2 protein-coding genes are annotated in these 872 nt (G+C 72.1%); both read right to left on the reverse strand.

From position 1 onward, the window contains the following. Positions 1–41 precede the first annotated feature (41 nt). A complete protein-coding gene (locus tag OOT08_RS14380; RefSeq protein WP_325093473.1) occupies positions 42–386 on the reverse strand; it encodes a TFIIB-type zinc ribbon-containing protein in 345 nt (114 codons plus the stop codon). A 108-nt stretch (positions 387–494) separates the two neighbouring features. Then, positions 495–872: inositol monophosphatase family protein (locus OOT08_RS14385; RefSeq protein ID WP_325093474.1), on the reverse strand; the 378-nt coding region annotated here is incomplete at its 5' end.

Genomic DNA, 872 nt, shown 5'->3' on the forward strand with positions numbered 1-872 from the left:
GCTGAGGGTGCGGACGGGGGCTCTGGCGGGCCTGGCGCGGCCTAGTCGAAGAGCTCGCTCAGCCAGTGCTTCTGCTTGCGGGGCTTGCCCCCGTAGCCGTTGTTGTAGCCGCGGGTGTCGTAGCCCTGCTGGCCGTAGCCGGGACGCTGCCCGTAGGGGTCCTGCGGCATCTGCGGCTGGCCGTAGGGCTGCTGCGGGGCCACGGGGGGCAGGGGCTGCTGGGCGGGGGCGGGCTGCGCGGGGGCGCCATCGGCGGCGGCGCGCTCGATGATCTTGTCGAGCTCACCCCGGTCGAGCCACACGCCGCGGCACTGCGGGCAGTAGTCGATCTCGATGCCGTTGCGGTCGCTCATCAGCAGGGTGGTGTTATCGGTGGGGCAATTCATGGCCCCAGCTTAGGCTGGGCACCCGTGGCGAAGCCGTGAATCCACCGCGAAGGGGCCGGGAGTAGCGTCGTGCGCCCGGGGCCGAGCCCCGGGCCTTCGCGGCCGGGCTTAGCCCGCGGCGGGCGCGGGACGGTGCGCGTCGCGCACGAGGGCGATCACGGCGTCGTGGACGCGGCCGTTCGTGGCGAGGGAGCTCCCGTTCCAGCCGGAATCGGCGCCCTCGATGTCCGTGAATCGGCCGCCAGCCTCGCGCACGATGGGGATCAGCGCGGCCAGGTCGTAGGGCTTCACATCGAACTCCCCGACGATGTCGACGAGCCCCTCCGCGAGGAGCATGTAGGACCACATGTCGCCGTAGGCCCGGTCGCGCCACACGGCGCGGCTGAGCGCGATGAGCGGCTCCAGGTAGCCGGCCTCGTCCCACTGCGCGATACTCTGCGAGCTCAGGGAAGCGTGCGCCAGGTCGCTCACCCCGGAAACGCGGAT

This window comes from Leucobacter sp. M11 (assembly GCF_035726885.1).
In the GTDB taxonomy this organism is placed as follows: domain Bacteria; phylum Actinomycetota; class Actinomycetes; order Actinomycetales; family Microbacteriaceae; genus JAPFRB01.